Raw genomic sequence first — 25,014 nt, forward strand, 5'->3', positions numbered from 1 at the left:
GAGGAACGGTGACCTACGTCATCGCCCAGCCGTGTGTCGACGTCAAGGACCGTGCGTGCGTCGACGAGTGCCCCGTCGACTGCATCTACGAGGGCAAGCGCATGCTGTACATCCACCCCGACGAGTGCGTCGACTGCGGTGCCTGTGAGCCGGTCTGCCCGGTCGAGGCCATCTTCTACGAGGACGACACCCCGGAGGAGTGGAAGGACTACTACGACGCCAACGTCAACTTCTTCGACGACCTCGGCTCGCCCGGTGGCGCCGCGAAGATGGGTGAGATCGACAAGGACCACCCGATGATCGCCGCGTTGCCCCCGCAGAACCAGGAGTGACCCGCGTGGCGCACCACGGGCGCGGAGCGGTCTCGGCCTCGTTGCCGGACTTCCCGTGGGACAAGCTGACCGAGCACGCCGCCCGGGCCCGTGGCCACGAGGGCGGCCTCGTCGACCTCTCGGTCGGCACGCCGGTCGACCCGACCCCCGAGGTGGCGCAGCAGGCGCTGCGCGACGCCGCGGACTCCCCGGGTTACCCGGTCACGATCGGTCGGGTCGAGACCCGGCAGGCGATCGTCGACTGGCTGACGCGCACCTGCGGCGTGCAGGGGATCGGCCTCGACGGCGTGCTGCCGGTGATCGGCTCGAAGGAGCTGATCGGCGCGCTGCCGCTGCACCTCGGCCTCGGCCCCGGCGACCTGATCGTGCAGCCGGCGCTGGCCTACCCGACGTACGAGGTCGGCGCGGCGCTGGTGGGCGCGGAGATCATCGCCACCGACAGCCTCACCGCCATCGGCCCGCGCACGCCCGCACTGCTGTGGCTCAACAGCCCCTCCAACCCGACCGGCCGCGTGCTCGGCGTGCCGCACCTGAAGAAGGTCGTGGAGTGGTGCCGCGAGCGCGGCGTCCTGCTGGTCTCCGACGAGTGCTACCTCGAGTGTGCCTGGGACGAGGACAACCTGCCCGTTTCGGTGCTGCACCCCGACGTCTGCGGCGACAGCCACGAGGGGATCCTCACCGTCCACTCGCTGTCGAAGCGATCCAACCTGGCCGGCTACCGCTGCGCCTTCGTCGCCGGGGACCCGAAGGTCGTGGGCGAGCTGCTGGCGGTCCGCAAGAACCTCGGCCTGCAGATGCCAGACCCGCAGCAGAAGGTGATGGCCGCCGTGCTGGCCGACGACGCCCACGTGGTCGAGCAGCACGCCCGCTACGCCGCGCGCCGCCGCGACCTGAAGGCGGCGCTCGAGGGCGCCGGATTCACCGTCGAGCACAGTGAGGCGAGCCTCTACCTGTGGACGACCCGCGAGGGTGACGAGACCTGCTGGGACCTCGTCGAGTGGTTCTCCGAGCGCGGCATCCTGGTCGCCCCGGGCGACTTCTACGGGGCTGCCGGGCGACGCCACGTGCGCATCGCCTTCACCGCGACCGACGAGCGCGTCGCCGCGGCCGTGGAGCGTCTGCGCGCCTCCTGACGACCAGACCGGACCACTCGGCGCGACGCGTCAGGAGCAGGCGTCAGCAGTAGTAGGTGGTGATCCGCTGCCCGTCGAGCTCGTGCACGGCGATCGGCAAGCCGTAGATGCCGCTCAGCAGCTCGGGGCGGATGATCTCCTCCGGCGTCCCGCTGGCCACCACTCGACCCTGCGACATCGCCACGATCGTGTCGGCGTAGCAGGAGGCGACGTTCAGGTCGTGCACCACCACGACGATCGTCCGGCCCAGCTCGCGGGCGGCGTCGCGCAGGCGCCCCATCATGGCGACGGCGTGGCGCAGGTCGAGGTTGTTCAGCGGCTCGTCCAGCAGCACCACGTCGGCGTCCTGGCAGAGCACCATCGCCACGAAGGCGCGCTGCCGCTGCCCGCCGGAGAGCTGGTCGAGGAAGCGGTCGGCCAGGTCGGTCAGGTCGAGGTAGGCCAGCGCGCGCTCCACGTGCACCAGGTCGTCGGCGGTGGGGCGCCCCTTCGAGTGGGGGTAGCGACCGAAGGCGACGAGGTCGCGCACGGTCAGCCGGATGTCGAGCCGGTTCTCCTGGCGCAGCACGGCCAGCTTGGTGGCGAGCACGTCGCCCTTGGTGGTCGCGACGTCCAGCCCGGCGACGGTGACCCGCCCCTCGTCGGCGCCGAGCAGCCGCCCCATCACCGAGAGCAGCGTCGACTTGCCGGCGCCGTTGGGGCCGATCAGGGCGGTGACGCCCCCGGTCGGCAGCTCCAGGCGTACGTCGTCGATGACGACCGTCTGCCCGTAGCGCTTGGTGACGCCCTCCACGCGGACGGCGGGGGTGGCCGGTGAGGTGACGCCGGTGGGGGCTGTGCTGGTGGGGGGCAGGTCGAGGGTCTCACTCATGCGAGGTTCCTCCGGGCTCGGTGGATGAGGAGTGCGATGAAGGTCAGGCCGCCGACGAGCTCGATCACCACCGACAGGGTGGTGGTCACCTCGAGCAGGCGCTCGAGCACGAACTGGCCGCCGACGAGGCAGACCACGGCGGACAGGCCGGCCATCGGCAGCACGACGGCGTGGCGGTGGGTGCCGGCGAGCTGGTAGGCGAGGTGGGCCACGAGCAGCCCGAAGAAGGTGATCGGGCCGACCAGCGCGGTGGAGACCGAGACGAGCACGGCGACCAGAGCCAGCACCTTGGTTGTCTCGCGGCGGTGGTCGACGCCCAGGTTGGTGGCGGTCTCGGCGCCCAGGGCCAGCACGTCGAAGACGTGCAGCCGGCGCACCACGACCAAGGTCGCCACCGCCACGACGGCGGCGGTGATCCAGACGAGGTCCTCGTCGACGGTCGTGAACGAGGCGAACATCAGGTTCTGCAGCGTCTGGAACTCGCTGGGGTCGATGAGCCGCTGCAGGAAGGAGGCGATGCTGCGGAAGAGGGTGGCGAAGACCATCCCGACCAGGATCAGCACGTGCAGCGGGTAGCGGCCCGAGGCGAAGAGCCAGCGGAAGAGCGTGAGCGCGAAGGCCAGCATCAGCAGCGTCTCGGCGACGAACTGCAGGCGCGGGTCGAGGTCACGCAGCAGCTGGCTGGAGAAGGCGAAGACCACGACGGTCTGCAGGAGCACGTAGAGCGCGTCGAAGCCCATCAGTGCCGGGTCAGGATGCGGTTGCCGGTCACGGTCTGGAAGAGCACCGTCGAGAGCGCGACCGCCCACCCGACCACGACCAGCGCGGCCAGGCGACGCAGCCGCAGCGGCACGACGAACTCCGCGTAGCCGTGGGTGTCGGCGAGCAGGAAGCCGGCGACGACAGCCAGGGCCAGCGCGGCGGCGAGCGCCAGGCGCAGCCGCGGGGAGGGCGTACGACGCGTGCGTGCGCCCCGGCCCGTCGGCGCGGCGGCGAGCGGGGGAGCGGTGAGCTGGTCAGGCGTCACGGGCGGTCCTCCTCAGGAGCAGGACGAGGAAGAAGGCAGCGCCGAGGACACCCATCACGGTGCCCACCGGGATCTCGTAGGGGTGACGGACGAGCCGGCCGACGATGTCGCAGGCCAGCACGAGCCCGGAGCCGAGGATCGCGACCCAGGGCAGGCCGCGGCGGGCGTTGTCGCCAACCATCGTGCTGACGACGTTGGGCACGACCAGACCGATGAAGGGGATCATCCCCACGGTCACGACGACGACCGCACTGACCACGGAGATGATGCCGAGGCCCATGGCCATCACCTTGCGGTGGTCGAGGCCGACGTTGGTGGAGAAGGTCTCGCCCATGCCGGCGACGGTGAAGCGGTCGGCGGCGACGAAGGCCACCGCGACCAGGAGCGCGGCCACCCAGAGCAGCTCGTAGCGCCCGCGCAGGATGCCCGAGAAGTCGCCGGTCATCCAGCTGTTGAGGGTCTGGAGGAGGTCGTTGTGGAAGGCCAGGAAGGTGGTGAGCGCGCCGACCACGCCGCCGAGCATCAGCCCGACCAGCGGCACCAGGATCGTCTCCTGCACCGGCATCATCCGCACCACCCGCAGGAAGAGCCAGGTGCCGGCCAGCGCGAAGAGCGCGGCGGTGCCCATCTTGGCCATCAGCGGGGCCCCGGGCGCCACCAGGGTGACCACGAGCAGCCCCAGGCCGGCGGCCTCGGTGGTGCCCACGGTCGACGGCTCGACGAAGCGGTTGCGCACGAGCAGCTGGAGCAGCAGGCCGCAGACGGCCAGGGCGGCCCCCGCGAGCACCAGCGCGAGCGTGCGCGGCAGGCGCGAGGTCAGGAAGATCTCGCGGTCGACGTCGGCCACGCCGATGGAGGCGCTGACGGCCGCCAGGACGAGCAGACCGGCGACGCCGCACACCACCCCGACGGCACGGGTGGCCGGCGGGGTGGTGCGGGGGAGGACGGAGACCGTCACGTCAGGAGAGGCTCTGCTCGACCTCGTCGATGAGCGTGCCCATGGAGGTGAGCCCGCCGACGACGATGTACCAGGCTTCGCCGTCGACGTAGGTGACCTGCTTCTGCTTCCAGGCCTTGGTGGCGCGGACGAGGTCGTTGTCGAGGATCTCCTCGGCCGACTTGCCCTCCTCGCCGATGGCGGCGTCGCGGTCGACGACGTAGAGGCGGTCGGGGTCGGTCTTGCGGACGAACTCGAACGAGATCGCCTCGCCGTGGCGGCTCTCCTCGTCGCCGAGCTCGCCGGTGGCGGCCTCGACGCCGAACTCCTCGTGCAGGAAGCCGAAGCGCGAGCCGACGGAGTACGCCGTGACCTCGCCGCCGCTGGTGAGCAGGACCAGGCCCTTGCCGGCACCGTCGGCCTTCTCGCGCACCGTCTCGATGCGCTCGGTCTGCTCCGCGATGACCTTCTCGGCCTCGTCGGTCCTGCCGAAGATCTTGGCGAGCTCGAGCACGTTGCTGCGGGCGCTGGTGAAGTAGTCGCCCTCGTCGACGGACATGTCCAGGACGGGGACGCCGTCGAACGTCTCCTCGAGGGTGTCGTGCATGGCCGAGGAGCGGCCGCCGACGATGATCAGGTCGGGCTCCGCGCGGGGGATCGCCTCGAGGTCGGGCTCGAAGAGGTCGCCGACGGTGACGTAGTCGTCGCTGGCGTACTTCTCCAGGTAGGACGGGACGGCACCACCCTTGGCGACACCGGTGACGGCGTCGACGCCGAGGGTGTCGAGGGTGTCGAGCACGCCCATGTCGAAGACCACGACGCTGTCGGGGTCGAGGGGGACCTGCTCCTCGCCGCGGGAGTCGGTCACGGTGACCGTCTCGCCGGAGTCGGCGGAGCTGGCGTCGTCGGAGCCGCAGCCCGCGAGGGAGAGGGTCAGGGCCGAAGCCAGGGCCGCAGCGGCCAGTGCCTTGGGGGTACGCATGGGATCCACCTTCCGAGTTCAGGTGAGGCTAACCTAACCTCACGTTCGTTCGGGTGGTGACCTGGGGTCCCGTCGATGGACGGACGGCCGGGCGCGACGAACGGCCCGCAGCCTCACTCGTGGACGTCGACGTGCACGTGGTCGCGGTGCTCGAGGATCTTCCGGTCGCCCTTCGAGGAGCGCGGCACGCGGTAGTCGCGCCACCCGTCGCCGGAGCGTCGACCCGAGTGCCAGATCCGGTCGTCGAAGATGACGGTGGCGATGCCGAGCCGGTCGGCCATCGCGACCAGGTAGTGGGCCATCGCCCAGCCGCGCCGCTTGTTCTCCGCGTTGATCGGTCGGTAGAAGATGTCGACCGCGCGTCCGTCGTAGTGGGCCGAGCCGCGCATGTGGCCGCTGCTCACGCCGCGCGGCTCGAAGCCACCGAGCGACTGCTGGCCGAAGACCGAGACGACCTCCTCGCGCACCACGTCGGCGCGCTCGGTGAGGCCGTTCGGCAGCAGGGCCGTCGAGCTCCGGTCGGGGTTGCCCTCGGTGGTGCAGTGGAAGGCGGCGCGCGAGTGCCCCCGCAGCGCCGAGGCCAGCACCCGGGCATCGGCCTCGTGGTCGGCGTACGCGTCGGGGTAGGCGGAGCGCTGCACCTTCTGCGCCGCGACGGTGACCTCCATGTCGCGGTAGCCGTCGAGCTTGACCAGGGCGTCGTAGAAGGCGTGGGTCGCGAAGACGGGATCCATGATCTCCTCCTCCGAGCCCCACCCTTGGGAGGGGCGCTGCTGGAAGAGGCCCAGGGAGTCGCGGTCGCCGTAGCTGATGTTGACGATCTTCGACTCCTGGTAGGCCGTCGCCAGGGCGATCGTCACCGCGCGCGCCGGGAGGCCGCGCGCCTCGCCGATGGCAGCGATCAGCGCGGCGTTCTCCGCCTGCTCGAGGCTGAGGGTGACGGTGGCGCCGTCGACCTCGGCGACGCACTCCTCACGGGCGAGGAGCGGGCGTACGCCGCGGTCGACGAGCAGCCAGACGCCGGCGACGACGGCCGCGACCAGGGCCAGGGTGACCAGGGTCCCGACCGCGCGCCGACGTCTGGACATGCGTCAGTTGGCGTGCAGCGCCGCGTTGAGCTCGATGCCCTGGCCGGTGCGGGCCACGGCCTCGACGGCGCCGGTCTGCGAGTTGCGACGGAAGAGCACGTTGTCGGCGCCGGAGAGCTCGGCGGCCTTGACGACGCGGGAGGAACCGCCGTCGTCGACGACGGTGACCTTGGTGCCGGCGGTGACGTAGCAACCGGCCTCCACGACGCAGTCGTCGCCCAGGGAGATGCCGATGCCGGCGTTGGCGCCCAGGAGGCAGCGCTCACCGATGGAGATGACCTCCTTGCCGCCGCCCGACAGGGTGCCCATGATCGAGGCGCCACCGCCGATGTCGGAGCCGTCGCCGACGACGACGCCGGCCGAGATGCGGCCCTCGACCATCGAGGCGCCCAGCGTGCCGGCGTTGAAGTTGACGAAGCCCTCGTGCATGACCGTGGTGCCCGACGCCAGGTGGGCGCCGAGGCGGACGCGGTCGGCGTCGGCGATGCGGACGCCGGAGGGGACGACGTAGTCGACCATGCGGGGGAACTTGTCGACGCCGTGGACGGCGACGTGGTGGCCGGCGGCCTTGAGGCGGGCGCGGGTGATCTCGAAGCCCTCGACGGCGCAGGGGCCGGCGGAGGTCCACACGACGTTGGTGAGGAGGCCGAACACGCCGTCCATGGAGATCGAGTGCGGCACGACCAGGCGCGACGACAGCAGGTGCAGGCGCAGCCAGGCGTCCTGGGCCGACGCGGGAGCGGCCGAGAGGTCGTCGACCGTCACGAGCTCGACGCTCGTGCGCACGCGGCGGACCTGGTCGGAGCCGGCCATCTCCTCCAGCACGGAGGGGGCCGGGGTGCCGTCCGGGGTGCCCAGCGCGGGGGCCGGGAACCAGGCGTCGAGCACGGCGTCGTTGGTGTCACGGGTGACGAGGGCGTAGCCCCAAGCAGCAGTCAGACTCACAGGCGTCACTCTACGGGGCCACCGATACCCTCACCGACGTGTATCCACCGCTCACCTACGCCGTCGCGGCCTTCCTGGGGCTCGTCGCCGTGCTGGCCCTCGTCGCCCTCAAGCAGCCCTCCCTCGAGCCCTTCGTCCGCCGGGCGATGAGGGCGGCCCACGCCGCCACGGCCGCGGTCGTCGCGCTCGACGCGATCAAGCTCATGCAGGGCCACGAGGTCGACAACATGGTGACCCACGTCGGCTACATGGTGGCCTCGGTCGGCCTGCCGGTGATCCTGCTGTCGCAGCGCGGTGAGTTCGACGAGGAGGGCAACGCGGTGCTCGACGACGAGGGCAACCCCGTCGACTCGCCGCCGCCGCACCTGGCCGTCGTCGCGATCTGTGCGACCGCGATGCTGGTGCTGGTCGTCCGTCTGCAGCTGACGCTGTGAGCGGGCCGAGGAAGCCCCCGGCGCGGCACCGCGCCATGGGGCAGGTGCTCATCGCTGCGTACGCGGTCTTCGCGGTCTCCGCAGGCGCCCGCACCTTCTCGCAGGCGGTCACCCAGTTCGAGGTCGCCCCCGTGGCCTACCTGCTGTCGGGTGCCGCCGCGCTGGTCTACCTCGTCGCGACGCTCGCCTTCCGCAAGCCCGGGCGTACGTGGTTCCGGGTCGCGCTGGTGGCCTGCCTCTTCGAGCTGGTCGGGGTGCTGGGCATCGGCCTGTGGACCACCCTGCACCCCGAGCTCTTCGCCGACGCCACCGTCTGGTCGCACTTCGGGTCCTACGGCTACGTGCCGCTGGCGCTGCCCTTCGTCGGGCTGGCGTGGCTCAGGCACGTGGAGCCGGAGACCCGTCCGGTGCGCTGAGCCCCGTCGTCCGTTGTGTGCGTACGTTGTGTGCGCAAACGCCCGCGACACGCCGCGCCGCGGCTCGGTTCGTGCACACAGACAGCGGAGTGCCGGGTTCGAACCTGCCGGTCACTGGCCGGTGCGGCCGTCCAGGCACTCACGCAGCAGGTCGACGTGGCCCAGGTGGCGGGCGTACTCCTCGACCATGTGCACGGCCATGTCGCGCACGGTCAGCGTGTCGCCGTGGCCGTCGGGCAGACGGGCGCCGAGGTTGGCCTCGGGCCACTCCTCCCAGAGCCGGCGGGCGTGCTCGACCTCCGCGCGCCAGGCCATCCATGCCGACGCGACGCCCTCCTCGGTGGGCGTGATCTCGGTGAAGCCGCCGGTGCCGTCGTCGAAGATTCGTCGTCCGGTGGGGTCGCCGCCGAGGAAGAGCCGGAACCACCGGTGCTCCACGCGCGCCATGTGCTGCACCATGCCGAGCAGGGAGAGGTCCGAGGGCGGCACGGCGCGGGTCCCCATCTGCTCCGGCGTCAGGTCCTCGCACTTCATCTCCAGCGTCAGCCGGTAGTGCTCCAGGTAGCTGGTCAGCGTCGCCTTCTCGTCCGCCCGACGGCAGCTGCCCCCGGGGGTCGTCCTCGGGGCGGATCCACGTGTCTGGCATGTCGTCCACCCGACCACAACCCGGCACGGCCGACAAGGGCGTGACGTGCCTCCGCGGCGTGTGACGCAATCGCGTTGGCGGGCGCCGTGCCCAGCCGCGTACGATGGCCGGAGGCGTCTGAGCCGTCATCAGCGGCGAGCCTCCGGAAGAACAGGCCTCCCACGCCGGGGAGCGCCCCACTAGAACCGGACGGGTCCGGCCCGACACAGCCGAAGAACGAGTGGCTGGGTGCGACTGCGCCCGGCAATCGAGGTGGTACCGCGGCTCCCGTCGTCCTCGTGTGAAGACCCCACGACCGACGCACGCAGGAGCCCCCTCATGGCCTATCCCTTGGTCTCGCACACCGGCGAGAGCAACGTCCCCTCGAGCCCGCGCTTCCCCGCGATCGAGGAGTCGGTGCTGGCCTACTGGAAGGCCGACGGCACCTTCGAGGCCTCCGTCGCGCAGCGCGACGGCGGCGAGCACGGCGAGGACGAGTTCGTCTTCTACGACGGCCCGCCCTTCGCCAACGGCCTGCCGCACTACGGCCACCTGCTGACCGGCTACGTCAAGGACATCGTCCCGCGCTACCAGACGATGCGCGGCAAGAAGGTGGAGCGCCGCTTCGGCTGGGACACCCACGGCCTGCCCGCCGAGCTCGAGGCGATGCGCCAGGGCGGCATCAAGACCACCGACGAGATCGTCGAGATGGGCATCGACAAGTTCAACGACGCCTGCCGCGCCTCGGTGCTGAAGTACGCCGGCGAGTGGCAGACGTACGTCACCCGCCAGGCGCGCTGGGTCGACTTCGACAACGACTACAAGACCATGAACCCCGAGTTCATGGAGTCGGTCATCTGGGCCTTCAAGCGGCTGCACGACAAGGGCTACGTCTACGAGGGCTTCCGCGTCCTGCCCTACTGCTGGAAGGACGAGACGCCGCTCTCCAACCACGAGCTGCGCATGGACGACGACGTCTACAAGATGCGCCAGGACCCGGCCGTCACCGTCGGCTTCACCCTCGAGGACCGTGGTGAGGGCAGCCCGCTCGACGGCGCCCGGATCCTGGTGTGGACGACCACCCCGTGGACCCTGCCCTCCAACCTGGCCGTGATGGTCGGCTCCGAGATCGACTACGTCGTCGTCGAGGCGACCGTGCCGGGCAGCGAGGAGAAGGCGCGGTACGTCCTCGCCGAGGCCCTGCTCGGCAAGTACGCCCGTGAGCTGGCCGACGCGGACGGCGAGTTCACGGTGCTCGCGACCTACAAGGGCGCCGACCTGGTCGGACGCACGTACGCGCCGCCGTTCTCCTACTACCTGGGCCACGAGAACGCCTTCCGCGTCGTCGCGGCCGACGACGCCGTCACCACCACCGACGGAACCGGTGTCGTGCACACCGCCGGCGCCTTCGGCGAGGTCGACAAGGAGGTCACCGACCGCGAGGGCATCGAGGCGGTCATGCCGGTCGGCAAGGACGGTACCTTCACCCACCCGGTCTCCGAGTACGCCGGGATGCTGGTCTTCGACGCCAACCCGCACGTGATCGACCACCTCAAGGCCGCCACCCGCGCCGCCGGCGGCGACGCCTCGGGTGAGCAGGGCGCGGTCACCCCCGGCACGGTGCTGCTGCGCCGTGAGTCCTACGAGCACTCCTACCCGCACTGCTGGCGCTGCCGCGAGCCCCTGATCTACAAGGGCGTCTCGTCGTGGTTCGTCGAGGTGACCGCGTTCAAGGACCAGATGCTCGCCAACAACGAGCTGATCAACTGGGTGCCTGACCACATCAAGCACGGCCAGTTCGGCAAGTGGCTCGAGAACGCCCGCGACTGGTCGATCACCCGCAACCGCTTCTGGGGCTCCCCGGTGCCGGTGTGGAAGTCGGACAACCCGGAGTACCCGCGCCTCGACGTCTACGGCTCCTTCGAGGAGATCGAGCGCGACTTCGGCCGCCTGCCCCGCAACGCCGACGGCGAGCGCGACCTGCACCGCCCGTGGGTCGATGAGCTGACCCGCCCCAACCCCGACGACCCGACCGGTCAGTCGACGATGCGCCGCGTCACCGACGTCCTCGACGTCTGGTTCGACTCGGGCTCGATGTCGTTCGCCCAGAACCACTACCCGTTCGAGAACGCCGACTGGTTCGACGGCACCGCCGAGAAGAAGGCCCACTTCCCGGGCGACTTCATCGTCGAGTACATCGGCCAGACCCGCGGCTGGTTCTACACGCTGCACATCCTGGCCACCGGCATCTTCGGCAAGCCGGCCTTCAGCAACTGCATCAGCCACGGCATCGTGCTCGGCTCCGACGGCCAGAAGATGTCGAAGTCGCTGCGCAACTACCCCGACGTCTCCGAGGTCTTCGACCGCGACGGCGCCGACGCGATGCGCTGGTTCCTGATGTCGAGCCCGATCCTGCGCGGCGGCAACCTGGTCGTCACCGAGCAGGGCATCCGTGACTCGGTGCGCCAGGTGATGATCCCGCTGTGGAACACCTGGTACTTCTTCCAGATGTACGCCAACGCGGCCGGCTACACCGCCCAGCGCCGCACCGATTCGGCGCACCCGATGGACCGCTACCTGCTGGCCAAGACCCGCGAGTTCGTCGCGACGTCGACCGAGCAGCAGGACGCCTACGACATCGCGGGTGCCTGCGAGTCGACGCGCACCTTCCTCGACGTGCTGACGAACTGGTACGTCCGTCGCTCGCGCGAGCGGTTCTGGGCCCAGGGCGTCACTGACGGCAACGTCACGCCGGAGACCGCCGACGCCTTCGACACGCTCTACACGGTGCTCGAGACGGTGCTGCGCGTCGCCGCGCCGCTGCTGCCGCTGGTCACCGAGGAGATCTGGCGCGGCCTGACCGGTGGTCGCTCGGTGCACCTGACCGACTGGCCCACGCTCGACGAGCTGCCGGCCGACGACGCGCTGGTCACCCAGATGGACCTCGTGCGTGAGGTCTGCTCGGCCGGCTCGGCGCTGCGCAAGGGCGCCAACCTGCGCAACCGCCTGCCGCTGAGCGCGCTGACCGTGGTCGCCGACGGCGACTCGGTGACCGGCTTCGAGGCGTTGGTCGCCGACGAGCTCAACCTCAAGTCGGTGCGCGTCGTCGCGCCCGGCAGCGAGGAGGCGGCAGCGTACGCCGTCGAGCAGAAGCTCACCGTCAACGCGCGCGCCGCCGGCCCCCGCCTGGGCAAGAACGTCCAGCTCGCGATCAAGGGCTCGAAGAGCGGCGACTGGTCGGTGGCCGCCGACGGCACCGTGACCTCGGGCGGCCTGGAGCTGGTCGAGGGGGAGTACACCCTCGAGACCGTGGCCGGCGCCGCCGACGGTGGCACCGTGACCGGGATGCTGCCGGGCGGCGGGTTCGTCGTCCTCGACACCCGGGTGACGCCCGAGCTGGCCGCCGAGGGCATCGCGCGCGACGTCGTGCGTGCCGTCCAGCAGGCCCGCAAGGACGCCGGGCTGGAGGTCTCCGACAAGATCGCGCTCACGCTCGACGGCGACGAGGCCGTGCGGGCCGCCGTGGTCGCGCACGAGTCGCTGATCGCCGCCGAGGTCCAGGCCACCGCGTACGCCGTGGCTGCGGTCGAGGGCGAGTCCGTCGCCGTCGGTGACGGCAACACGGTGCGCTTCGTGGTGGCCAAGGCCTGAGCACGGCGTGATCGCCGCAGACGGGGGACAGCTCGACCGCCTCGCCGACGCCCTGCGCGTCGACGGGGTGGTCGTCGAGCAGTCGATGGGGGCCGGGGAGGCCGAGCAGGCGCACGACAGGATCGCGGCGCTCGTCCGGGAGACACCCTTCCCGGTGTACGTGGCGCTGGTCGCGGACACCCGCGGCGTCGCGGGGGCCGGTGTGGACGTCAACGAGTCGCTCGCCGGCCTGCTGCACCGGCGGCTGGGCGACGAGCAGGCCCTCTTCGTCGTGGACAGCCCCGAGGGCATCGCCCAGGTCGTCTCCTTCGGGTTGGGGGCAGACCCGTCGCTCCTGTCGCTGAGCGCCAGCGCCGACCAGGAGCTCCTCCGGGCCGGGCTGGAGGAGGCGGTCGTCGACGAGATCGGGCACGGGGCCCCGCTGCCGTCGGTCGTGCTGGCCGAGGCGTGGGCGCAACAGGTCGAGGAGCTCGTGGCCGAGGCCAAGGACAGCGACGGCGACGTGTATCCCCCCACCCTCACCGACGACGAGGTCGACCGCCTGGTCGAGGTGGCAGTGCCCCTCGCAACGCGCAGTGACTGGCGCCCCGACGTCGGCGACTTCGTCGAGGTCCGGGCCGCCTCCCGCGGCTTCAGCTGGCTCGTCTCGCTCCTCGCCGGCATGGTGGTCGCGCTGCTGCTCGGCCAGTCCTTGCGGGGCTGGCCCTCGCCGCGTGGTGCGAAGAGGCGGCAGGGCAGGAGCCCTGCCGCCGTTCCGGAGCCGACGACTCCCGCGCCGGAGGCGGCGCGGAGGAAGGCACGCCAGCTGGTGGGCGCCCTGGCCGAGGAGCTGGCCGCGGTCGACTGGACGGTGGTGGACCGGGAGTGGGCCGACCGTGCGGACGCCGCACGTGTCGCCGCCGAGATGCTGCTCGACTCCGACGACGTGGGCGACCTCCTCGGGGCGCAGGCGTTGGCCCGGACCGGCAGCGTCGACCTGCGACGGGCGCAGGGCGAGGACGCGGCGTACCGCCCCTGCTTCTTCGACCCGCGGCACGGCGACGCGGGGCACACCGTGGGGTGGCGCCTCGGACAGGGGCGTGTCGACGTGCCGTGCTGTGGCGAGTGCAGCCGCGTGGTGGAGGCAGGCCGCCGTCCGCAGCCGTTGCGCCTGCCCGGTCGGCGGGGCGCACAGGCGTACTGGAAGCGCGACGACGTGTGGGCGCGCACCGGGTTCGGGGCGGTGACCGACACGTTGGCGCGTGACGTGCTGAGCGATCGTGAGGCCCGCCGGTGAGCGCCGCGTCCGGGCGCAGGCCTGCGACCCAGCAGGTCTGGTGGCGCCGCCACGGGTGGGTGATCGGTGCCGCCGCGGGTGTCGCGACGACCGTCTTCATGGTGCCCGCGGTCCAGGAGGTCCAGGAGGAGCGCGAAGCCCGGGAGTGGGCCCAGCGGGTGGAGGTCTTCGAGCGCGAGGAGCAGTTCCCGCCGCCGAACGACGTGGTGCGCGAGCTGCTCGCGCAGGACGGAACGGTGGTGGTCGCCGAACGGCTGGCCCGCGGGTGAGTGCCGCGGACGAGGCGCGGGCGGAGCGGTCCTGGCCACCACGTCCGTCCCGGTCCGCGTCGCCCTGCTGCCGGCCGGCGACCGCGACAGTGGCTACACCCACTCCGGTGCGGTGGCGATGTGGGCCGGTGCCGTGGGCGAGCCGGGGCACTACGTCGCGATCTTCGACGACGGGACCGACGAGGTCTACTCGATCGGCCACGAGGACCCCTTCCTGGCCGACGTCGACACCAAGGGCCAGCCGGGCCCGGCCCTCGTGCGCCTCGCCGAGGCCGCCACCGCGTGGGAGGCCGAGCCCAGGACGATCACCCCGGTGGCCGAGCAGGACGACTGGGGAGGCGTCGGCGGCGGCATCGGCTTCGCGTTCCTCGTCGGCTGCTTCGTGGTGCTGCCACTCTTCTGGGTGCTGCGGATCGTGGTGGGCGTGCGCAAGGAGAGGAAGGGACTGTGATGGCGCGGGAGATCGACGACACGACGCTGGCCAAGATCGAGGCGGAGATGCGGGGCGACGGCGTCTGGATCGACGCCGACTTCGCGCGTGAGCACGGCATCTCCGCAGCGGACGAGTCACGGCTCGAGCAGCTGGTGGCGGGTGCCGACCACGCTGACCTGCGCATGCTGCTGGTCGACGTGGCCCGTGACGACGACCGGTTCCACGGCCGCGCCGCCCACCTGGTCGCCTGGGTGCAGGACAGCGTCGGCGGCGACGCGACGTACCTCGGCTGGGAGCGGTACGGCGACCCCCAGCTCACCGTCGTCACCTACGGTGACCAGCCGTCCGCCGACGCGGTCGCACGGATCGCCGAGCGCGAGCACCCCGACGACCTCGTGGAGGCCCTGGCCCGCTCCGAGCAGCTGCTCGAGGATGGCAACGCCCGGGAGCTGTGGGAAGCGATCCCGCGCGAGGAGCGGTATCCGTGGACCGCCGACGACGGCGGGCTCCAGCAGTGGCTCGGCGATGCCACCCTCGGTCAGTGGGTCCTGCTCGGCGCCGGCGTCGCGGTGGTCCTGACGGCCGGGTACGCGTGGTGGTCCCGGCGGCGTGGTCGGCGCACGGGCGACGAATTCGTGCTGCCCACTGCCGTGCTGCGCTCCGTACGCCTGGCCGAGGACAAGCAGGTGCGGGAGCGGGCCGAGCGTGAGGTGCTGGGGCTGGGTGAGGCGCTGGGCGCCCAGGATCCGGACGCCCGCTCGCTCGAGGTGTGGCAGCAGGCGCTCGACCACTACGACGCCGCCCGGTCCGTCCTGGCGCGGGCGGGGTCACCGGCCGACGTCGTCGGGGCCCTGGTCCTGGCGCGCCGTGGCGACGCGGCGCGGGCGGCTGCCCTTCCCGGCGCCCCGGACGGTGCAGGGGCTGGTGCCGCAACGACCTTGACGTGGCACCCGCCCACCCCCTGCTTCTTCAACCCCCTCCACGACGGTCCCGTCCGCAGGGTGACCTGGCACGGCGACGACAGGTCGGTGGAGGTCCCGGCGTGCGAGGCCTGTGCCGTGCGAGTGGAGCAGGACCGTGAGCCTGACGACGTCCTGGACTTCGTCGCGCAGGGATCGACCGTGCACTACTTCCGCCTCGACATCGGTGCGTGGAGCCGGACCGGTTACGGCGCCCTGGACCCCGACCTCCTCGGCGCGCTGCGCTCGCGCCAGGGGCGACGACCGAGGTAGCCCCCTCGGGCCTTCGACCCGCGTGGTGACGGCCGAGGGCGACCGTGGCGAGCGTGATCGCCCACATGAACGCGACCCGGTTGGCGGCACGACTGACGTGACACGTGCACGCCGCGTGCGGGGTCGCCTGATTGGATGAGGTCATGGCCTCCCTCGACCTGAGCACCGACGTCGTCACCCTGACCGAGCAGCTGGTCAACATCCCCTCGGTCAGCCACCAGGAGGCGGAGATCGCCGACGCCGTGGAGGTGGCGTTGCGCGCACTGCCGCACCTCACGGTGGAGCGGCGCGGCCACACGCTCGTCGCGCGCACCCAGCTCGGGCGTGCCGAGCGCGTCGTCATCGCCGGCCACCTCGACACCGTCCCGGTCAACGACAACATGCCGGCTCGGCGCGACGGCGAGATCCTGCACGGCCTCGGCACCTGCGACATGAAGGGCGGTGACGCCGTCATCCTCAAGCTCGCCGCCACGGTCACCGAGCCCAACCGCGACCTGACCCTGGTGCTGTACGACGCCGAGGAGGTCGCCAGCATCCACAACGGCCTGCGCAAGCTCGCCGAGTCGGAGCCGGAGCTGCTGGCCGCTGACTTCGCGATCCTGATGGAGCCCTCCAACGCCGGCGTCGAGGCCGGCTGCCAGGGCACCCTGCGGGCGGAGGTGCGTACGCGGGGCGAGCGCGCCCACTCGGCGCGCAGCTGGCGCGGCGTCAACGCGATCCACGGCGCCGGCGAGGTCCTCGACCGGCTCCGGGCGTACGAGGCCCGTCGTCCCGTGATCGACGGCCTCGAGTACCACGAGGGCCTCAACGCGGTCGCGATCAGTGGCGGCGTCGCCGGCAACGTCATCCCCGACGAGTGCGTGGTGACCGTCAACTTCCGTTTCGCCCCCGACCGCAGCGAGCAGGAGGCGGAGGCGTACGTCCGCGACTTCTTCTCCGGCTTCGAGGTCGAGGTGACCGACCTTGCGCCCGGCGCGCTGCCGGGCCTCGACCGTCCGGCCGCCCGGGCCTTCGTCGCCGCGGTCGGCGGCGAGGTGAACCCGAAGTTCGGATGGACCGACGTCGCGCGTTTCACCACGCTCGGGGTGCCCGCGGTGAACTACGGTCCGGGTGACCCCATGTACGCCCACAAGCAGGACGAGCACGTGCGGATCGAGGAGATCGTCTCGTGCGAGGCCACGCTGAGGGCCTGGCTGACGGATGCAGGAGAGGTGGCCCCCGCATGATGGACAAGTTCCGCGGCCCGATGCGGCTGCGTCGCAGCCAGGTCGACTACGTCACCCATGACCAGCGCCTGCTCGACTCGCGCGGACCGTCGGACTGGGTGCACACCGACCCTTGGCGTGTGATGCGCATCCAGGCTGAGTTCATCGAGGGCTTCGGCTCCCTGTCGGACCTCGGCCCCGCGATCTCGGTCTTCGGATCGGCCCGCACGCCCCAGGACCACGGCGACTTCGCCCGCGGCGAGGAGATCGGCCGCAAGCTCGTCGAGGCCGGCTTCGCGGTCATCACCGGCGGTGGTCCCGGCGCCATGGAGGCGGCCAACAAGGGAGCCAGTGAGGCGGGCGGTGTCTCCGTCGGCCTGGGCATCGAGCTGCCCTTCGAGGCAGGGCTCAACCCGTGGGTCGACAAGGGGATCAACTTCCGCTACTTCTTCGCCCGCAAGACGATGTTCATCAAGTACTCCCAGGGCTACGTCGTGCTGCCCGGGGGCGTCGGCACCCTCGACGAGCTCTTCGAGGCGATCACGCTGGTCCAGACCGGCAAGATCACCTCGTTCCCGATCGTGCTCTTCGGCAGCGAGTACTGGTCCGGGCTCGTGGACTGGATCCGTGACACGGTGCTGGCGCGCGGCATGATCAGCCCCAGCGACCTGGACCACTTCCGCGTCACCGACGACGTCGACGAGGCGGTCGAGATCATGAAGCAGGCCCGCGCCGAGCGGGCCGCCCGCCCGGTCGAGCGCCGCGGGCAGTGGGACTGAGCAGAACCGATGAGCAGGGGGAGCAGTCGATGATGTGGGTCTTCGCCATCCTGGTGGGGCTGGTGCTGGGGGTCGTCGCCACCGTCGCCGCCGGCCGGGTGGGCTTCCTCCCGCCCGTCGAGACGCGCCTGGGCGCCACGCCGCCCGACGCGCCGCTGGAGCCCCGCGACCTGCGCGACGTACGTTTCTCGCTCGCCGTCCGTGGCTACCGGATGGACGAGGTCGACGCCCTGCTCGACCGGCTCGCCGCCGAGTGGGAGCAGCGCGACGCGAGGCGCACCGAGGCACCCTGACGGTGGCCCGGGGCTGACGTGGGGGTGACCTGGGCGTGGCGCGTCCGGCGCTGCGTGGTGCATAGTGCGCCCTGTGTCACCTGAAATCATCGTCTGGGTCCTCAGCTTCCTCGGCGCCGTCGTCGTGGTGCTGACGCGCGTGCGCCTGGGCAAGGAGCTCGACGACGGCACCAAGCCGGTCAGCCGCACCATCCTGACCGTGCACACCAGCGTCGGCCTGGTGGCCGTGGTGGTCTGGACGCTCTTCCTCGTCTTCCCGCCGTCCAGCACGCTGGGCGGCGACCTGGTCGGGGTCGCGGGGCTGGGCCTGTGGTGGGTCACCGTCTTCGCCGGCCTGGGCCTCCTGCTGCGGTGGCTGCCCTCGCGCGGGCGGCACACCAGCTCGCTCTCCGAGGACGAGTGGGCCGAGGGGCCGGGCCTGTCGCTGCTGGCCCACGCCGGGCTGCTGCTCGGCGTGCTGGTCTTCACCTGGGCCTTCGCCACCGGCACGGTCTGAGCCCTCAGCCGGCTCGCCCGTCGGGCCCGTCAGCCGAGCGCGCGGGCCACGAACCTCGCCGCGCCCTCGCGCAGCCGGTCGGCCTCGGCGGTGAAGTAGGCCGCCGCCTCGTGCCCGGGCCAGTCCTCGGGCAGCAGCTCGGCCGGCAGCCCGGGGTCGGAGAAGAGGAACATCCGCCACTCGTGCACGAGGTGGAAGCGGGCGGCGAAGGCCGCCTCGTCCTCGTCGGCGTGCGTGGAGAGGTGGCTCTCGACCTTTGCCGCCACGTGCTCGAGCCAGTCGACGTAGGACTGGCGCAGCGTCTCGAGGTCCCAGGCCGCCAACGGCGCACTCGCCGGCCGGAAGCTGCTCACGGTCGCGACCACGGCGCTGGCGTCGCATCGCTGCAGCACGTCGTCGAGCTCCGCGCTGCTCCACGGGCTGACCCACACGTCGCTGCGCAGCTCGGCGTGGCCGAGCCAGCCGAGCTCGCGGGCGAGCCGTCCGCGGGCAGCGCGCCCGGGCGGGGGAGTGACGGCGATCAGCTGCCAGGTCCCGTCCCAGGCGCGCTCCTGGCTGGGGTAGATCCGGGCCGCCGCCTGCTCGTAACGGGTCTCGGCGCGTGCGGTGGCGGCGTACCCGCGCCCCTTCGGGAGGGTGACCGGTTCCAGCCATCCCTGGCTGACCATCCGGGAGACGGCGGTGCGCACCGCAGGGGCCGCGATCCCGACCGGGGCGAGCAGGCGCACGAGCGCCGCGACGGTCGTACGTCGTCCGTGCTCCGGCAGCAGGTCGCCGTACACGTCGAAGATCGCGGAGCGGGCGTGCATGGCCCGCAGTCTCGCAGCAAACGGGTCGTCGCGCTGGGGTCGGGGAGGGATCACGTGCCCTGTGGTGCGGGTCACTCGACTCATAGGGGATAATGGGCCCACGGCATTTCCCTGCGGCGACCCGGCCGCGCAACAACAGGAAGCAGAGGTGCGCTCATGGCGGCCATGAAGCCGAGGACTGGCGACGGACCGTTGGAGGTCACCAAGGAAGGACGCGGCATCGTGATGCGCGTCCCGCTCGAAGGTGGGGGACGTCTTGTCGTCGAGCTCAACGCCGAAGAGGCAGCAGCCCTCGGTGACGCCCTCAAGGACGTCGTCGGCTGATTGTGGTCACGCACCTGACCCCCGCGCTCCCGGCGCAGGTCTCGCCGCCCGAGTTCGCGCTGAGCGCGACCCGGCCGCACGAGATCAGCGGTGTCGAGGTCCTCGCCCTGCCGGTCCTGCCGGCGGACGGCGAGGACTCCTCGGTCACGCTCGGACCGGGCGCGGACGAGGCCGCCGAGGCGCTGGGGATCGACCTCCTCGGCGTCCTGGAGAGCCTGAAGGCGACCGGGCGCACCGGAGAGGTGACGCGCGTCCCCGTCCTGGACGGTGACCTGACGCTGGTCCTGCTCGTCGGCGTCGGTGGGCAGAGCGCCACCGACTTCCGGCGCGCCGGCGCCGCGTTGGCCCGTGCGGTCAAGGACCGCGCGAGCGTGGCCAGCAGCATCAGCGCCATCGCCGACGACCGTGGCTTCGAGGCCTTCGTGGTCGGCGTGATGCGGGCTCCTTCGGGTTCCACTGGCGCTCGGAGGGCCCCAAGGAGCGCCCCGTGCGCCAGGTGGTGCTGGCCGGTGTCGCCGAGGCCGAGCCCCTGCGGCCGGCACTGGCCGCCGCCCTCGCCATCGGTGGCGCCGGGTGGCGCTACGGATGCTCGCGACGGTCCCGTCCAGCGTGAAGAACCCCGCGTGGCTCGCCGACCAGGCCGTCGAGGTGGCCGGGGCGGCCGGCCTCGAGGTCAAGGTGTGGGACGAGGCCGACCTGGCCGAGGAGGGCTTCGGCGGCCTGCTGGCCGTCGGGCGCGCGAGCGCCACGCCCCCGCGGCTCGTGCAGCTGGAGTACTCGCCCGTCACCGACGCCCACGAGGAGCTCCCGCACCTCGTGTCTGGTCGGCAAGGGCATCACCTTCGACACCGGCGGCCTGAGCATCAAGCCGGCCGAGGGCATGGTCAACATGAAACGCGACATGACCGGTGCCGCCGTCGTGCTCGCCACGATGGCCGCCCTGGCCGACGTCGGCTGCCCGGTGCGCGTGACCGGCCTGCTGGCCGTCGCGGAGAACGCGGTCGGTGGTGACGCGATGCGTCCGGGCGACGTCATCCGGCACTACGGCGGGCGTACGTCCGAGGTCAACAACACCGACGCCGAGGGACGGCTCGTGCTCGCCGACGCCATGGCGTACGCCGTCGCGGAGCTCCACCCCGACGTGCTCGTCGACGTGGCCACGCTGACCGGTGCGATGAAGGTCGCGCTCGGCGTGCAGACCGGTGGCTTCTTCGCCAACGACGAGACCCTGGCCGAGCGGGTCCGCGCCGCCGGTGACGCGGCCGGCGAGCCGGTCTGGCGCATGCCCCTGGTCGCCGACTACGAGGAGAAGATCGCCTCCAAGGTCGCTGACGGCGACAACGCCGCCGGAGGGGCCGGGGCGATCACCGCGGCGCTCTTCCTGCAGCACTTCGCCGGGGACGTGCCGTGGGCCCACCTCGACATCGCGTCGGTGGGCGACTCGGGCTCCGAGCGCCACGAGTGGACCGCCGGACCGACCGGCTTCGGTCCGCGCCTGCTCCTGGAGTGGCTGCGCAGCGAGGCGCCCCTGGCGGGCGTCGGCACCGGTGCGGGAGCGAAGCGATGAAGGGCCTGTCCGTCCGCTGGCCGTTGGCCCAAGCGCCCTCCGGCGCCGAGCAGGAGCTGCGCGACTACGTCGCCGACTCCTCGCACGCCCGTTTCTCCGGCATGTCCGGGCTCCGCTTCAAGACCTGGCGCATGCGCGAGGGGGAGTGGTTCGAGGGGACCTACGTCTTCGTGAGCGACGAGGCACGCGCCGAGTTCGAGGCCGGGTTCCGTCCGGGCGCCGACGACTCGCCGGTGTCGAAGATCGTCGGGGCCGGCCCCGAGTCGATCGAGCCGTTCGAGGTCGTGGCGATCGCCGAGGGCTGGGACGGCTTCAGCTCGTCCGCCCGCGGCTGACCGCCACCGAGGGTGAGGGGGTCGGGGCGCCTCAGGCGTCGCCGGCCCACTCCTTCTTGGCCACCAGCAGGCCGTCGCCCACGGGCAGCAGCACCGGCACGAGGTTGTCGTTCTCGGCGACGAGGCGGCTGAGCTCGCGGATCGCGGAGGTCTCCGGGTCGCGCTGCGACGGGTCGGCCACCCGGTCGTGCCACAGGGCGTTGTCGAACGCCACCACGCCGCCGGGGCGCAGCAGGCGCAGGGCCTCGGCCAGGTAGGCGGAGTACTCACGCTTGTCTCCGTCGCAGAAGACCAGGTCGTAGTGGCCGTCGGTGAGGCGGGGGGGGAGCACGTCGAGGGCCGAGCCGCTGATCGTGCGGGCGCGCTGCGAGGGGATGCCGGCCTCGCTGAAGGTCTCCTTGGCGAGGCGCTGGTGCTCGGCCTCGATGTCGACCGTGGTGAGGACGCCGTCAGGGCGCATCCCGCGGAGCATCCACAGCCCCGAGACGCCGGTGCCCGTGCCGATCTCGACGACCGTGCGCGCCTCCAGGACGGCGGTGAGGAAGCGCAGCGCCGCACCCGTGCCCGAGCTGATCGGGACCACGCCCACCTCGTCCGCGCGGGCCCGGGCGGCGTGCAGGACCTCGTCCTCGGTGATGAACTGCTCGGAGTAGTTCCAGCTCGCGGGCTTCAGCGGAGCGGTGATGATGGCCTCCTCAGTGGGGGCCGCCTGGCGAGGCGGCTGGGCACGCTCGTCGCCGCGGTGGCGACATGCCTGTGGACTCTATCGCGAAAGGGTCCCGCCGGGCGGCAGCCGTGGGGCGTACGACGTGCGGATCCCGCGGGAACACCACGTGCAGGTCGTTCGTTGGGGCCGGTGAGGAGTTCTTCAACGCCTCACAGGTTCTTCTCAGTCCAGCGGCCTAGCCTCGAGTGGCACCACAGGAGATCGAAGTGTTCGGACTTCCGCAGCGACCGCACCGGTCGGGCCGACAGGAGGAGACCATGGAGCCAGGAGTGGCTGACGCCGTCCCCACGTGGGACGAGATCGTCACGCAGCACTCCGACCGGGTCTTCCGCCTCGCCTACCGGCTGACCGGCAACCGCTACGACGCCGAGGACCTCACCCAGGAGGTCTTCGTCCGGGTCTTCCGCAAGCTCGACACCTACACCCCCGGCACCTTCGAGGGGTGGCTGCACCGCGTCACCACCAACCTCTTCCTCGACCAGGCGCGCCGCAGGCAGCGCATCCGCTTCGACGCGCTCTCCGACGAGCGGGCCGGCCGCCTCGCCTCGGGCGAGCTCGACCCCGAGTCCGCGATGACGGCGCAGACCTTCGACGACGACGTCGAGCGGGCCCTGGCCACGCTGCCGCCCGACTTCCGTGCCGCCGTCGTCCTCTGCGACGTCGAGGGACTGACGTACGAGGAGATCGCGGAGATCATGGGCGCCAAGCTCGGCACCGTGCGCTCGCGCATCCACCGGGGCCGCGCCATGCTGCGTACGGCGCTGGCCCACCGCGCGCCCGCCCCCGGGCGGCAGCGCCACTCCGGCCCGGCGACCGGTCCCGTCCGCGTCCTGGGAGGGGCCCAGTGATCGGCGGCCACCTCGGCACCAAGGTCAGCGCCCTGCTCGACGGGTGCCTCTCCCCGGCGGAGGAGGAGCGGGCCTGGGAGCACGTGCACACCTGCCACCCGTGCCGTGACGCCGTCGAGCGTGAGGGCTGGGTCAAGACCCAGCTCTCCCAGATCGGCCCCTGCCCGAGCGCGTCGCGCGGCTTCTCCGTGGCGCTGCGCGAGAGCCTGCTGAGCCCCCACTTCGCGGCCGCCGGGGCGACCTACCCCGACGAGCTGCCCGAGGTGCCGGTCTCGCAGTCCGTGCGCCCCCGCCACCTGGTGGCGCTCGGCAGCAGCGCGATCGGCATGGCGGTGCTCGGTGTGGTGGCTCTCGGCGCGGCTCCGGCCAACGCCCCCTCGCTCGACCGCAGGGCGCCGACGACCAGCATCGTGCCGCCCACGACGACCTCGGTCGTACGCCCTGCGACCACGCCCGCTGCGACGGCCACCGTGCGCCCCTACGTGCTTCGCGACACAATGGCCCCGTGAGCCAGGACCCCACCGCCTCCCACGAGCCCTCCTCCCCGTCGTCGGACCAGCCTGCGGAACCCCCGCGGGCCGAGGAGCCCGTCTCCGAGCTGAGTGCCGAGCACGGCTCCGAGCTGGGTGCCGAGCCCGCCTCCGAGCGAGCCTCAGAGCCAAGTGTTGGGCCCGCCGCTGAGCCCGCCGCTGAGCCCGCCGCTGAGCCCGTCGAGGCGCAGGCGCCCGTCCGGGAGCAGCCGACCGAGGTGACGCGCCCGCTCCCGCCGGTCCCGGCCGGGCAGTACGCCGCGCACCAGGCTCCGCCGTTCTTCCCGCCCGCCACGCCGCCGGCCCCTGCCCCGCCCTCACCCGGGGCGCCGGTGGGCACCCACGCGAAGCGGCCCGCCGTCCCTGCCTGGACGTGGCCCGCCATCGCGGCGACCTCGCTGGTCCTGGGTCTGCTCGGTGGCGTGCTGGGCGCCGGCATCCAGGACCGCATCGACACCTCCAGCCTCGGCCTCGGGTCGTCGGGCACCCGCACCGCGCCGCCACTGGCGAAGGACAACCAGTCGATCGCCGCGGTCGCCGACGAGCTGCTCCCCAGCACCGTGCAGGTGCTCGCCTCCGGCAACGGCGCCGCGGGCACCGGCTCCGGCTTCGTGCTCGACCGGGCCGGCCACGTGGTCACCAACAACCACGTCGTGACCGGGGCCGCCGACGGCGGCACCGTCGAGGTGGTCGCCGCCAACGGCCGCGTCTACGACGCCGAGGTCATCGGGCGCAGCCGCGTCTACGACCTGGCCGTGCTCAAGGTGGCCGGCGCCAAGGAGCTGCGCCCCGCCAGCCTCGGTGCCTCCGACGACCTGCTGGTCGGCGACGGCGTCGTCGCCTTCGGCGCGCCGCTCGGCCTGAGCCAGACCGTCACGGCCGGCATCGTGAGCGCCAAGAACCGTCCGGTCACCACCGGCTCCTCGTCGGACGAGTCGTCCTTCATCAACGCCGTCCAGACCGATGCCGCCATCAACCCCGGCAACTCGGGTGGCCCGCTGGTCGACCTCCAGGGTCGGGTCGTCGGCGTCAACACCGCCATCGCCACCACCGGCGGCGTGCTCGCCGAGGCCGGCAACATCGGCGTCGGCTTCGCCATCCCGATCGAGCAGGTCAAGGTGACCGCCGACCAGATCCTGCGGACCGGCGAGGCGCGCTACCCGGTGATCGGGGCACGGGTCGACACCAGCGACGCGCAGAAGGGCAACGGCGCCGTCATCGACGAGGTGCTGGCCAACTCGCCCGCCCAGAGCGCGGGCCTCGAGGACGACGACCTCGTGCTCGCCGTCGACGGCGTACGCGTGACCGACGGCATCGCGCTGATCGTGCGGATCCGCACCTTCCAGCCCGGCGACGAGGTGGAGTTCACCGTGCGCCGCGACGGCAAGGAGCGCACCCTCCGGATCACCCTGGGCTCAGAGGTGGGCTGACGCCCCCTCGCCCGGAGCAG

30 protein-coding genes and 2 pseudogenes are annotated in these 25,014 nt (G+C 72.1%); 22 read left to right on the forward strand and 10 right to left on the reverse strand.

Translation table 11 applies throughout. From position 1 onward, the window contains the following. Positions 1-8: 8 nt before the first annotated feature. Positions 9-332 (forward strand): ferredoxin, encoded by a 324-nt coding sequence (fdxA, locus tag E2C04_RS04535; RefSeq protein ID WP_135831712.1) that lies wholly within the window; start codon positions 9-11, stop codon positions 330-332. Positions 333-337: 5 nt separating this feature from the next. Beyond that, positions 338-1,465, forward strand: coding sequence for a succinyldiaminopimelate transaminase (gene dapC / locus E2C04_RS04540; protein ID WP_135831713.1), 1,128 nt, complete (start codon positions 338-340; stop codon positions 1,463-1,465). A 43-nt stretch (positions 1,466-1,508) separates the two neighbouring features. Here the strand turns inward: dapC and E2C04_RS04545 are convergent, their stop codons facing one another. From E2C04_RS04545 to dapD, 7 genes are all read right to left on the reverse strand, one after another. Continuing rightward, positions 1,509-2,336: an iron ABC transporter ATP-binding protein gene (locus tag E2C04_RS04545; RefSeq protein ID WP_135831714.1), complete on the reverse strand. Its 828-nt coding sequence runs from the start codon at positions 2,334-2,336 to the stop codon at positions 1,509-1,511. Next, on the reverse strand, positions 2,333-3,076 hold the full coding sequence (locus E2C04_RS04550; RefSeq protein ID WP_202977904.1) for an iron chelate uptake ABC transporter family permease subunit: 744 nt from the start codon (positions 3,074-3,076) through the stop codon (positions 2,333-2,335). Before E2C04_RS04550 ends, E2C04_RS04545 begins: the two co-directional genes overlap by 4 nt. Then, positions 3,076-3,363 carry an iron chelate uptake ABC transporter family permease subunit gene (locus E2C04_RS18495; RefSeq protein ID WP_202977905.1) on the reverse strand — a complete coding sequence of 96 codons (288 nt, stop codon included), beginning with the start codon at positions 3,361-3,363 and terminating at the stop codon, positions 3,076-3,078. The genes E2C04_RS04550 and E2C04_RS18495 overlap by 1 nt, the downstream gene beginning before the upstream one ends. Further along, positions 3,353-4,321 carry an ABC transporter permease gene (locus E2C04_RS04555; protein WP_135831715.1) on the reverse strand — a complete coding sequence of 323 codons (969 nt, stop codon included), beginning with the start codon at positions 4,319-4,321 and terminating at the stop codon, positions 3,353-3,355. Before E2C04_RS04555 ends, E2C04_RS18495 begins: the two co-directional genes overlap by 11 nt. Before the next feature lies 1 nt (position 4,322). Further along, positions 4,323-5,282: a siderophore ABC transporter substrate-binding protein gene (locus E2C04_RS04560; RefSeq protein ID WP_135831716.1), complete on the reverse strand. Its 960-nt coding sequence runs from the start codon at positions 5,280-5,282 to the stop codon at positions 4,323-4,325. 113 nt (positions 5,283-5,395) lie between these two features. After that, positions 5,396-6,370, reverse strand: a complete 975-nt coding sequence (locus tag E2C04_RS04565; RefSeq protein ID WP_135831717.1) for a VldE C-terminal domain-containing protein — start codon at positions 6,368-6,370, stop codon at positions 5,396-5,398. A gap of 3 nt (positions 6,371-6,373) precedes the next feature. Next, positions 6,374-7,315: a 2,3,4,5-tetrahydropyridine-2,6-dicarboxylate N-succinyltransferase gene (gene dapD, locus E2C04_RS04570; RefSeq protein ID WP_135831718.1), complete on the reverse strand. Its 942-nt coding sequence runs from the start codon at positions 7,313-7,315 to the stop codon at positions 6,374-6,376. 38 nt (positions 7,316-7,353) lie between these two features. Here dapD and E2C04_RS04575 point away from each other — a divergent pair, with 38 nt between their 5' ends. Both E2C04_RS04575 and E2C04_RS04580 read left to right on the forward strand, forming a co-directional pair. Continuing rightward, positions 7,354-7,749, forward strand: a complete 396-nt coding sequence (locus E2C04_RS04575) for a hypothetical protein (protein WP_135831719.1) — start codon at positions 7,354-7,356, stop codon at positions 7,747-7,749. Positions 7,750-7,784: 35 nt separating this feature from the next. Next, entirely contained in the window at positions 7,785-8,165 is a 381-nt protein-coding gene (locus E2C04_RS04580; protein ID WP_135831720.1) for a hypothetical protein, read from the forward strand. A 111-nt stretch (positions 8,166-8,276) separates the two neighbouring features. On the opposite strand, the gene E2C04_RS04585 is transcribed toward E2C04_RS04580, so the two are convergent. Then, positions 8,277-8,699, reverse strand: coding sequence for a mycothiol transferase (locus tag E2C04_RS04585; RefSeq protein WP_202977907.1), 423 nt, complete (start codon positions 8,697-8,699; stop codon positions 8,277-8,279). Between the two features lie 430 nt (positions 8,700-9,129). Between E2C04_RS04585 and ileS the strand changes: the two genes are divergently transcribed. The 9 genes from ileS (at position 9,130) to E2C04_RS04630 (ending at position 18,424) form a co-directional block, all read left to right on the forward strand. Next, positions 9,130-12,441 carry an isoleucine--tRNA ligase gene (gene ileS / locus E2C04_RS04590; protein WP_135831721.1) on the forward strand — a complete coding sequence of 1,104 codons (3,312 nt, stop codon included), beginning with the start codon at positions 9,130-9,132 and terminating at the stop codon, positions 12,439-12,441. A 7-nt stretch (positions 12,442-12,448) separates the two neighbouring features. Further along, positions 12,449-13,717 carry a hypothetical protein gene (locus tag E2C04_RS04595; RefSeq protein ID WP_135831722.1) on the forward strand — a complete coding sequence of 423 codons (1,269 nt, stop codon included), beginning with the start codon at positions 12,449-12,451 and terminating at the stop codon, positions 13,715-13,717. Next, positions 13,714-13,986: a hypothetical protein gene (locus E2C04_RS04600; RefSeq protein WP_135831723.1), complete on the forward strand. Its 273-nt coding sequence runs from the start codon at positions 13,714-13,716 to the stop codon at positions 13,984-13,986. The genes E2C04_RS04595 and E2C04_RS04600 overlap by 4 nt, the downstream gene beginning before the upstream one ends. Positions 13,987-14,098: 112 nt before the next feature. Further along, positions 14,099-14,437: a hypothetical protein gene (locus tag E2C04_RS04605; protein WP_135831724.1), complete on the forward strand. Its 339-nt coding sequence runs from the start codon at positions 14,099-14,101 to the stop codon at positions 14,435-14,437. Beyond that, entirely contained in the window at positions 14,437-15,651 is a 1,215-nt protein-coding gene (locus E2C04_RS04610; RefSeq protein ID WP_135831725.1) for a hypothetical protein, read from the forward strand. The genes E2C04_RS04605 and E2C04_RS04610 overlap by 1 nt, the downstream gene beginning before the upstream one ends. A 143-nt stretch (positions 15,652-15,794) precedes the next feature. Further along, positions 15,795-16,877 (forward strand): succinyl-diaminopimelate desuccinylase, encoded by a 1,083-nt coding sequence (dapE, locus tag E2C04_RS04615; protein WP_135831726.1) that lies wholly within the window; start codon positions 15,795-15,797, stop codon positions 16,875-16,877. Next, positions 16,874-17,635, forward strand: coding sequence for an LOG family protein (locus E2C04_RS04620; RefSeq protein WP_135831727.1), 762 nt, complete (start codon positions 16,874-16,876; stop codon positions 17,633-17,635). The genes dapE and E2C04_RS04620 overlap by 4 nt, the downstream gene beginning before the upstream one ends. Positions 17,636-17,664: 29 nt before the next feature. Beyond that, on the forward strand, positions 17,665-17,928 hold the full coding sequence (locus E2C04_RS04625) for a DivIVA domain-containing protein (protein WP_135831728.1): 264 nt from the start codon (positions 17,665-17,667) through the stop codon (positions 17,926-17,928). 73 nt (positions 17,929-18,001) lie between these two features. Then, a complete protein-coding gene (locus tag E2C04_RS04630) occupies positions 18,002-18,424 on the forward strand; it encodes a hypothetical protein (protein ID WP_135831729.1) in 423 nt (140 codons plus the stop codon). Positions 18,425-18,453: 29 nt separating this feature from the next. Here the strand turns inward: E2C04_RS04630 and E2C04_RS04635 are convergent, their stop codons facing one another. After that, positions 18,454-19,233 carry a PaaX family transcriptional regulator gene (locus E2C04_RS04635; RefSeq protein WP_135831730.1) on the reverse strand — a complete coding sequence of 260 codons (780 nt, stop codon included), beginning with the start codon at positions 19,231-19,233 and terminating at the stop codon, positions 18,454-18,456. A gap of 156 nt (positions 19,234-19,389) precedes the next feature. Here E2C04_RS04635 and E2C04_RS04640 point away from each other — a divergent pair, with 156 nt between their 5' ends. From E2C04_RS04640 to E2C04_RS04650, 6 genes and pseudogenes are all read left to right on the forward strand, one after another. Then, positions 19,390-19,557, forward strand: coding sequence for a DUF3117 domain-containing protein (locus tag E2C04_RS04640; protein WP_121138412.1), 168 nt, complete (start codon positions 19,390-19,392; stop codon positions 19,555-19,557). 2 nt (positions 19,558-19,559) lie between these two features. Next, positions 19,560-19,895: pseudogene (locus tag E2C04_RS19265) on the forward strand (leucyl aminopeptidase); the annotation flags it as partial. A gap of 149 nt (positions 19,896-20,044) precedes the next feature. Next, positions 20,045-20,170 (forward strand): hypothetical protein, encoded by a 126-nt coding sequence (locus tag E2C04_RS20710; protein ID WP_275106596.1) that lies wholly within the window; start codon positions 20,045-20,047, stop codon positions 20,168-20,170. Beyond that, positions 20,143-20,286, forward strand: a pseudogene (locus tag E2C04_RS20715) (hypothetical protein); the annotation flags it as partial. The gene E2C04_RS20710 and the pseudogene E2C04_RS20715, both read left to right, overlap by 28 nt. A 127-nt stretch (positions 20,287-20,413) precedes the next feature. Next, on the forward strand, positions 20,414-21,124 hold the full coding sequence (locus E2C04_RS19270) for a leucyl aminopeptidase family protein (RefSeq protein WP_275106574.1): 711 nt from the start codon (positions 20,414-20,416) through the stop codon (positions 21,122-21,124). Beyond that, positions 21,121-21,459, forward strand: a complete 339-nt coding sequence (locus E2C04_RS04650; RefSeq protein WP_135831731.1) for a hypothetical protein — start codon at positions 21,121-21,123, stop codon at positions 21,457-21,459. The genes E2C04_RS19270 and E2C04_RS04650 overlap by 4 nt, the downstream gene beginning before the upstream one ends. Before the next feature lie 31 nt (positions 21,460-21,490). Here E2C04_RS04650 and E2C04_RS04655 read toward each other — a convergent pair whose 3' ends face one another. Then, the gene (locus E2C04_RS04655; protein ID WP_477529299.1) at positions 21,491-22,042 is read right to left on the reverse strand and encodes an O-methyltransferase; all 552 of its coding nucleotides are present in this window, start codon (positions 22,040-22,042) and stop codon (positions 21,491-21,493) included. Positions 22,043-22,443: 401 nt separating this feature from the next. Between E2C04_RS04655 and sigE the strand changes: the two genes are divergently transcribed. Genes sigE through E2C04_RS04670 form a run of 3 tightly spaced genes read left to right on the forward strand, consistent with a single transcriptional unit; the run spans position 22,444 to position 24,994 of the window. Then, positions 22,444-23,034, forward strand: a complete 591-nt coding sequence (gene sigE, locus E2C04_RS04660) for an RNA polymerase sigma factor SigE (RefSeq protein ID WP_135831733.1) — start codon at positions 22,444-22,446, stop codon at positions 23,032-23,034. Then, on the forward strand, positions 23,031-23,543 hold the full coding sequence (locus E2C04_RS04665) for a zf-HC2 domain-containing protein (RefSeq protein ID WP_135831734.1): 513 nt from the start codon (positions 23,031-23,033) through the stop codon (positions 23,541-23,543). The genes sigE and E2C04_RS04665 overlap by 4 nt, the downstream gene beginning before the upstream one ends. Next, on the forward strand, positions 23,540-24,994 hold the full coding sequence (locus tag E2C04_RS04670) for a S1C family serine protease (RefSeq protein WP_135831735.1): 1,455 nt from the start codon (positions 23,540-23,542) through the stop codon (positions 24,992-24,994). Before E2C04_RS04665 ends, E2C04_RS04670 begins: the two co-directional genes overlap by 4 nt. Positions 24,995-25,014 lie beyond the last annotated feature (20 nt).

Source organism: Nocardioides daphniae (assembly GCF_004777465.1).
Classification (GTDB): domain Bacteria; phylum Actinomycetota; class Actinomycetes; order Propionibacteriales; family Nocardioidaceae; genus Nocardioides; species Nocardioides daphniae.